The following is a 6,854-nucleotide window of genomic DNA, read 5'->3' as shown; positions in this document are numbered from 1 at the left end:
ACTCAGTAGAAAGATAAAAACAAAACCTGTTATTTCTTTCCGCTGCCTCGCCCTGAGCGAGTGAGGCGGCATTATAGGGACCTAAATCTCATCGTCAACGCTTTTTATGAAATATTTTTGATATTTTTATTTCTGGCTAAAAACCCGCCACAAAAGGGCTTGGAGGGACATGGACGGGAATTATGTTGAGATACGGTTAACTTTTACTGCTTATGCATAAAAGACGCATAAGAAACGACAAATAGCCCACTTTATGCATATGGGTCATACTAGTCACACGTCATTAAAGGACCAGACTAATGTTGAGACCCTATAAAAAGATAATGCCTACCTTGTCTGAAGGCTGTTATGTGGATCAGGATGCCGTTGTGATCGGTGATGTCACCTTAGGTAAGGACAGCAGCATCTGGCCATTAGTCGTCGTGCGCGGCGATGTGAATCGCATTGAAGTGGGTGCTCGCAGCAATATTCAGGACGGCAGTATCGTACACGTAACTCGCAAAACGCCGGGCAACCCGGAAGGTTACCCCACTTTAATCGGTGATGATGTCACCATTGGCCATCAGGTTATGTTGCACGGTTGCGTGATTGGCAATCGTGTACTGGTAGGTATGAGCGCCGTAGTGATGGACAACGTGACTGTAGAAAGCGATGTGATTATTGCGGCAGGCAGTGTGGTACCGCCGAATAAAACTCTGGCATCTGGTTACGTATATAAAGGTAACCCAGTAAAACAAGCGCGCCCTTTGTCAGATGCTGAGCGCGCGTTCTTTACCAAGTCAGCTGATAACTATGTGGTGCTGAAAGATGAATATCTGGAGATGCTCGACGCTGACTGATGTCAGCGTTGGCCAAGATTACGGCGTAGTTCTCCTAACACAGTTTTTGTACCGGGTTTGATGCCCCGCCAGATGGCAAACGATTCAGCCGCCTGCGCCACCAGCATTCCTAATCCATCCAGGGGATATTTACTGCCCTGCGCTTTAGCCCAGGCAACAAACGCGGTATCACCCTGACCATAAGCCATGTCATAACACACCGTATCCTGACTAACGACTTCTGCCGGAATCGGCGGAAGATCACCAGACAGGCTGGCTGAGGTAGAGTTAATAATAATGTCTACCGGCTCAGGCTTCACCTCACCATAACCACAGCCACTGACCGGACCATAGGCTTTTGCTAACTCGGCAAGCTGATGCGCTTTCGATTCCGTTCGGTTGGCAATCACCAACTCGGCGGGATTCTGGTCCAGCAAAGGTAATAATGCACCGCGTGCCGCACCACCGGCACCCAACAGTAATACACGCTTACCTTGCAAGCGCACACCGTGCAGCAACAGGTCCTGCACCAAGCCTTCACCATCGGTGTTGTCGCCTAGAATGCCACCATCATCCAGCTTCTTCAGAGTATTCACAGCCCCGGCAATTTTGGCTCTTGGCGAAAGCTGATCAGCAAAACGGTACGCCTCTTCCTTAAATGGAACGGTGACATTGCAGCCCTTTCCGCCCTGTTGAAAAAACTCCGTAACGGCACTGTCGAATCCGTCGGTAGGTGCCAGGATCGCTTGATAACTGATATTCTGCGCCGTCTGACGAGCAAAGAACGTGTGGATCATGGGAGACTTCGAGTGACCGATTGGGTTACCGAATACCGCGTACTGGTCCATAGCTAAGATCTGTTTTTGAGTGATGTAATGATTAGAAAGCTTTTTAAGATTGGTGACAAGTCATCAAATACTGCGCCTTCAGCCCCAAAACACCCAACCCCAGAGCAAACACCTTATCAGATGATGGGCGGTGCCGAGGCAGTGCGCCAGTTATCAGATCGCTTCTATGACATCATGGAGCAAGCCCCCGAAGCGTCGGAATTACTGGCGATACACCCTCAGCCAATGGACAGTATTCGTGAACGCTTTTACGAGTTCCTAAGTGGTTGGCTTGGAGGCCCAGGGCTGTTTGAGCAAAAATATGGCCACCCCAGACTTCGGGCCCGCCACCTGCCCTTTAAAATTGATGATGAGATGCGTGACCAGTGGATGTTCTGTATGAACCGCGCTCTGGACATCGAAATAGATACACCATTACTCAGAGAACAACTGAGGCAGGCATTTTCGCAACTCGCCGACCACATGCGAAATCAACCTCCGGCTTGAGCGGGCTAGTTTAAAGTAAGCAACTCAACCACCTGCTTCAGGGCATCAGCCTGTTCATTTTGGCTCAGGTACACACCGTAGACCTGACGGGCGATCACTGGTGCCCCATCAACCAAAAACAGGCTGCCCTCCTGCAGATGACTCTCGACCATAGCGCGAGGCAAATAAACGGTACCACCTGACTGAAGCAGAAACTCCAACGCGATACGCGCCGAAGGGGTATGCAGGATCGCCGCGCCCGCGTGAGGTAGTGCCTGAGCATGACGAATACTAAACGCTGTCCCCCAATCGACCCGCAGATAACGTTCGGTGACCGCTTCTTCCAGCCCCTGCCCCTCTACTGAACTCACCATCACCAATTCGACTTCGAACAAGGGTGACAGCTCAACCTCATCGTTGGTGGGCGGATCAAACATCAATAGCAGATCCAATGTTCTTGCCTGCAGTTGCCGCATCCCTTGGGTGGCAGCGCATATCTCTGCACGCAAGCCAAACCCCGGCATGCTGATCCCGATCTGGGCTAAACAGTCCTGCAACCTGGCATCCCAAATATTGGCAGGCGCGGCAATGGCAAGCTGAGACATTTGTCGACTTCCCAATGCCACTTCCTGTTGCGCACGTTTCCACGCCAGCAACATGGCATCAGCATGGCCAACCAACCTTTCACCTGCATTGGTCAGCTGAATATTGTTTCTATGCCGAGTGAACAAAGGGGTACCGAGCAAGGTTTCCAACTGGCGAATGCGAAAGCTGACAGCAGAAGGCGTAAGGAACAGATTTTCAGCCGCTCGACCAAAATGTCGCGTGCGGTGAACCTCTAAAAATGTCTTAAGTAACTCGGTATCCACATCTGTCTCCAAAAAATTTTCACGACTTGTTAAATTTTTTTTGTTTTACGCATTTTAGGAGTATTGCTATTACTTCGCCGACAATCGTTATTCACGACTACCCCGCGTGAGAACGGCCTTTATTGCGAGTTATCTAACCAATTGGGTTGATTGAGATGGCGACTAAAAGTTTTTTAGCAGAGAAGCGCTTTTTTGACGACAAAAATTATCCACGCGGATTTGGCCGCAGCGGTGATTTCACTAAACAGGAAGCGATGCTTCTTGAAACCCACGGCCGTGCGTTCAAGGCCATTTATGAGGGCGAGCGAGCACCAGCGACAGAGGAAGAGACGGCATTTTTGGAAACGTTCCAAAAAGACACTGCTCCCTCAACTATTGAGCAGAAGGTGTGGGACAAATACATAAGACGTACCAGCAAAAGGCGTGTCTTTACTCTGTTTGGCTCCTCCAAACAGAGTGCTGATGAGAGTGATGATGACTCAGCGTCAGATGATCTGGACGTTGACGACCTCGACGAGGCCGTCGGTAGCAAAGACTAACGCTAGCTGGCTGGCAGCCATTGCTGCGGCTTCAAATAGCGCTCATATAACCGGGACTCGAGCGAGTCAGGCTCGGGTTGCCAGTTATATTCCCAACGCACCAGTGGTGGCATAGACATTAAGATCGACTCTGTACGCCCACCCGTCTGCAACCCAAATAGCGTTCCCCGATCAAATACCAAGTTAAACTCCACATAACGGCCACGGCGATACAGCTGGAAATCTCGTTGCTGCTCGGTGTATTCGGTATGCTTTCGCTTCTCAACCACAGGCAAATAAGCATCAAGATAGCCCTCACCCACAGCACGCATAAAATCAAAGCAACGGTCAAAACCCCATTCGTTCAGATCATCAAAAAACAGCCCACCAACGCCACGGGTCTCCTGACGATGTTTGAGATAGAAGTATTCATCACACCACTTTTTATATTTGGGATAGACCTCTTCACCAAACGGCTGACAAAGATCACTGGCGGTTTGATGCCAATGCACCACATCTTCCTCAACAGGATAAAAAGGGGTCAGATCGAAACCACCACCAAACCACCAGATAGGCGCTTCGCCCTCTTTTTCTGCAATGAAAAAACGCACATTGGCATGGGAAGTGGGCACATGAGGGTTTTTGGGATGCACGACGAGGGAAACACCCAAGGCTTCAAAACGTCGCCCGGCCAACTCGGGGCGATGGGCCGTAGCCGATGCCGGCATCTGCGCCCCGGTAACATGAGAAAAGTTAACACCCGCCTGTTCGAATACAGCGCCATTCGTCAGCACGCGACTGCGACCGCCGCCACCCAGGGATTCAGTAGCCTCGTCCCGTTGCCAGGCATCCTCGTTAAAGCTGGCTACACCATCCATGTCAGCCAGTTGCTGACAAATTTCCTCTTGTAGTTGAAGCAGAAACTGCTTTACCGGCGCTACTTCGGGTCGGCTCATGAATACTCCTTAGCTGGGGCGAAGCACTTGATTGGTCAACGCATCACGGATCTGCGTCGGGTTAGACGAAGGGCCACAGGGCGCATCAACAATAGCACCTAAGCGGTCGCCCAGTTGGGCTTTTACTTCAGTGTAAGTCCGGCAAGGTGGTTCACCGGTTAAATTGGCACTGGTCGACACAATAGGTTTGCCATAGGCCAGACATAGCTCCTGCACGACAGGGTGGGCGCTGACTCGCACCGCCAGCGAGTCAAATTTGCCACTCAGCCATTCAGGCACCCCGACCTGCTTTGGGATGACCCAAGTATTAGGACCAGGCCAAGAGGCTTCGATTCGTTTCCACTGCTGCTCATCCAATGTGTCCAGGGCAATATAATCGGTAAGCTGCTCAACAGACGCCGCCACCAGGATCAGGCCTTTTTCTATCGGGCGTTGCTTAAGCTCCAGCAGTTTGTTCACTGCCGCCTCGCTGTCAGGGTCGCAGCCCAGACCAAACACCGCTTCGGTTGGGTAAGCTATAAGTTGCTGCTGTTGCAGCGCTAGTAATGCGTCGCTATACATCGCTGTCGGTAAGCCTCTATTTCCCGTATCCCCCGCGTAATCGTCATCAACAACTCGGTCATCGACCACCAAACCTATGGTCCAATAACCACAACCTGAGTACGCAAATTCAACTTATCGAGTTAAAGCGCTATAATTCGCCATCTTTTACCGCACTTTAATACCGCAAGCAGGAGATCCAATGCAAGTTGGCATCATTATGGGCTCGAAATCCGATTGGCCCACCATGCAACACGCCGCAGAGATGCTGGACCGTTTTGGCATCAGTTATGAAACCAAAGTTGTGTCCGCACATCGCACCCCTCACCTGCTGGCTGAGTATGCTGGAAGTGCTAAAGAGCGTGGCATCAAAGTCATCATCGGTGGCGCTGGCGGAGCCGCACACCTCCCTGGCATGTGCGCAGCCTTTACCAGTTTGCCGGTTCTGGGCGTACCCGTACAAAGCCGTATGTTGAAAGGTATCGACTCACTACTTTCTATCGTTCAGATGCCTAAAGGCGTCGCGGTAGGTACCCTTGCCATTGGCGATGCCGGTGCTGCCAATGCGGGTTTGCTGGCAGCACAGATTATTGGTGCTTTCGAACCAGAGGTAATGGCAAAGGTTGACGCCTTCCGCCAACAACAAACAGACACGGTATTAAGTCAGCCGGATCCATCTGAGGACTAAACAGGTATGCAGGTATTGGTATTGGGCGCGGGCCAGTTGGCTCGCATGATGTCCCTTGCTGGCGCTCCTTTGGGCTTAACGGTTCGTGCTTATGATGTACGTACACACACAGTCGTTCACCCGCTGACACTTGAAAACTATCAGCAGGATCTTGCGACTGGATTGAACTCCTGCGATGTAGTGACTGCAGAGTTCGAGCACATCCCACAAGATATTCTCGAAGTATGCCAGGCCAGCGGGAAGTTCCTTCCTGGCGCTGAAGCGATTCGCATCGGTGGCGACCGTCGCTTGGAGAAACAGCTGTTAGATAATGCAGGCGTCCCCAATGCCACCTACCACGTTGTTAATACCGAAACAGATTTAGAAGACGCCATAGATAAAATCGGTCTACCACTGGTGCTGAAAAGTGCACTTGAAGGCTATGACGGTAAGGGTCAATGGCGCTTGAAGACAGCACAGGAAATGCCGCAGGTTTGGCAAGAGATAGAAGCGTTTCTGGCTGAAAGCCGCGACGAGCAATCCATCGTTGCCGAGGCTTGGATCCCGTTTGACCGCGAAGTATCAGTGATCGGAGCGCGCGGAAAAGATGGTGCCATCAAAGTCTATCCGCTGACCCAAAACCACCATGAGAGTGGCATTTTGAGTCTGTCGGTGGCACTTACCGATGCCGAAGCCCTGCAAAAACAGGCCGTCGAAGCATTCGAAAAACTATCCAATAAATTGAATTATGTGGGCGTGCTGGCCATTGAATTCTTCGATGTTAAGGGCAAGCTGCTGGTAAATGAAATCGCCCCTCGTGTACACAATTCTGGCCACTGGACCCAGCAGGGTGCCGACGTGTGTCAGTTTGAGAACCACCTGCGCGCAGTAACCGGACTACCTATTGGTGATACATCATTGGTGGAAGCTACCGCCATGGTGAATGTGATCGGGACGGATAACATTCCAGTGCAGATCCACGCCATAGAGGGTGTGCATCTGCACTGGTACGAAAAAGAGAAGCGCAGCGGACGTAAGATGGGCCATATCAACGTTGCAGGCAAAGATAAGCAGCAATTGAAGCAGCGTGTTGACACGTTATTGAAGTTGCTTGCGAAAGAGGACTTCCCAGGCCTTCATCAAGCCTCAGCCGAGATGCTTTAAAGGGAATGC

9 protein-coding genes are annotated in these 6,854 nt (G+C 51.2%); 5 read left to right on the top strand and 4 right to left on the bottom strand.

Annotation, left to right across the window (positions count from 1 at the left end):
- The first annotated feature begins 299 nt into the window (after positions 1 to 299).
- A complete protein-coding gene (locus ABEA14_RS16070; RefSeq protein WP_345341330.1) occupies positions 300 to 839 on the top strand; it encodes a gamma carbonic anhydrase family protein in 540 nt (179 codons plus the stop codon).
- Between the two features lie 2 nt (positions 840 to 841).
- Here ABEA14_RS16070 and aroE read toward each other — a convergent pair whose 3' ends face one another.
- Positions 842 to 1,666: a shikimate dehydrogenase gene (gene aroE, locus ABEA14_RS16065; protein ID WP_345341328.1), complete on the bottom strand. Its 825-nt coding sequence runs from the start codon at positions 1,664 to 1,666 to the stop codon at positions 842 to 844.
- A gap of 27 nt (positions 1,667 to 1,693) precedes the next feature.
- Between aroE and ABEA14_RS16060 the strand changes: the two genes are divergently transcribed.
- A complete protein-coding gene (locus ABEA14_RS16060) occupies positions 1,694 to 2,152 on the top strand; it encodes a group II truncated hemoglobin (RefSeq protein ID WP_345341326.1) in 459 nt (152 codons plus the stop codon).
- Between the two features lie 5 nt (positions 2,153 to 2,157).
- Here the strand turns inward: ABEA14_RS16060 and ABEA14_RS16055 are convergent, their stop codons facing one another.
- Positions 2,158 to 3,000, bottom strand: coding sequence for a LysR family transcriptional regulator (locus ABEA14_RS16055; RefSeq protein ID WP_345341325.1), 843 nt, complete (start codon positions 2,998 to 3,000; stop codon positions 2,158 to 2,160).
- A gap of 155 nt (positions 3,001 to 3,155) precedes the next feature.
- Here ABEA14_RS16055 and ABEA14_RS16050 point away from each other — a divergent pair, with 155 nt between their 5' ends.
- Positions 3,156 to 3,539, top strand: coding sequence for a MaoP family protein (locus ABEA14_RS16050; RefSeq protein WP_345341324.1), 384 nt, complete (start codon positions 3,156 to 3,158; stop codon positions 3,537 to 3,539).
- Positions 3,540 to 3,541: 2 nt separating this feature from the next.
- Here ABEA14_RS16050 and hemF read toward each other — a convergent pair whose 3' ends face one another.
- Together hemF and tsaC are read right to left on the bottom strand one after the other, a co-directional pair.
- Positions 3,542 to 4,474, bottom strand: coding sequence for an oxygen-dependent coproporphyrinogen oxidase (gene hemF, locus ABEA14_RS16045; protein ID WP_345341322.1), 933 nt, complete (start codon positions 4,472 to 4,474; stop codon positions 3,542 to 3,544).
- A gap of 9 nt (positions 4,475 to 4,483) precedes the next feature.
- Positions 4,484 to 5,104, bottom strand: coding sequence for an L-threonylcarbamoyladenylate synthase type 1 TsaC (gene tsaC / locus ABEA14_RS16040; protein WP_345341349.1), 621 nt, complete (start codon positions 5,102 to 5,104; stop codon positions 4,484 to 4,486).
- Between the two features lie 112 nt (positions 5,105 to 5,216).
- Here tsaC and purE point away from each other — a divergent pair, with 112 nt between their 5' ends.
- Positions 5,217 to 5,702, top strand: coding sequence for a 5-(carboxyamino)imidazole ribonucleotide mutase (gene purE / locus ABEA14_RS16035; RefSeq protein ID WP_345341320.1), 486 nt, complete (start codon positions 5,217 to 5,219; stop codon positions 5,700 to 5,702).
- A gap of 6 nt (positions 5,703 to 5,708) precedes the next feature.
- Positions 5,709 to 6,845, top strand: coding sequence for a 5-(carboxyamino)imidazole ribonucleotide synthase (locus ABEA14_RS16030; protein ID WP_345341318.1), 1,137 nt, complete (start codon positions 5,709 to 5,711; stop codon positions 6,843 to 6,845).
- The last annotated feature ends 9 nt before the right edge of the window (positions 6,846 to 6,854 follow it).

It is taken from the genome of Corallincola platygyrae (assembly GCF_039544265.1).
In the GTDB taxonomy this organism is placed as follows: Bacteria; Pseudomonadota; Gammaproteobacteria; order Enterobacterales; family Neiellaceae; genus Corallincola; species Corallincola platygyrae.
This window is presented reverse-complemented; position numbering and strand designations above follow the sequence as displayed.

Coding starts and splice junctions, on each gene's coding strand:
- hemF (WP_345341322.1), bottom strand. CDS start 4,474: ATGAGCCGACCCGAAGTAGCGCCGGTAAAGCAGTTTCTGCTTCAACTA.
- ABEA14_RS16030 (WP_345341318.1), top strand. CDS start 5,709: ATGCAGGTATTGGTATTGGGCGCGGGCCAGTTGGCTCGCATGATGTCC.
- ABEA14_RS16070 (WP_345341330.1), top strand. CDS start 300: ATGTTGAGACCCTATAAAAAGATAATGCCTACCTTGTCTGAAGGCTGT.
- aroE (WP_345341328.1), bottom strand. CDS start 1,666: ATGGACCAGTACGCGGTATTCGGTAACCCAATCGGTCACTCGAAGTCT.
- ABEA14_RS16060 (WP_345341326.1), top strand. CDS start 1,694: ATGATTAGAAAGCTTTTTAAGATTGGTGACAAGTCATCAAATACTGCG.
- purE (WP_345341320.1), top strand. CDS start 5,217: ATGCAAGTTGGCATCATTATGGGCTCGAAATCCGATTGGCCCACCATG.
- ABEA14_RS16050 (WP_345341324.1), top strand. CDS start 3,156: ATGGCGACTAAAAGTTTTTTAGCAGAGAAGCGCTTTTTTGACGACAAA.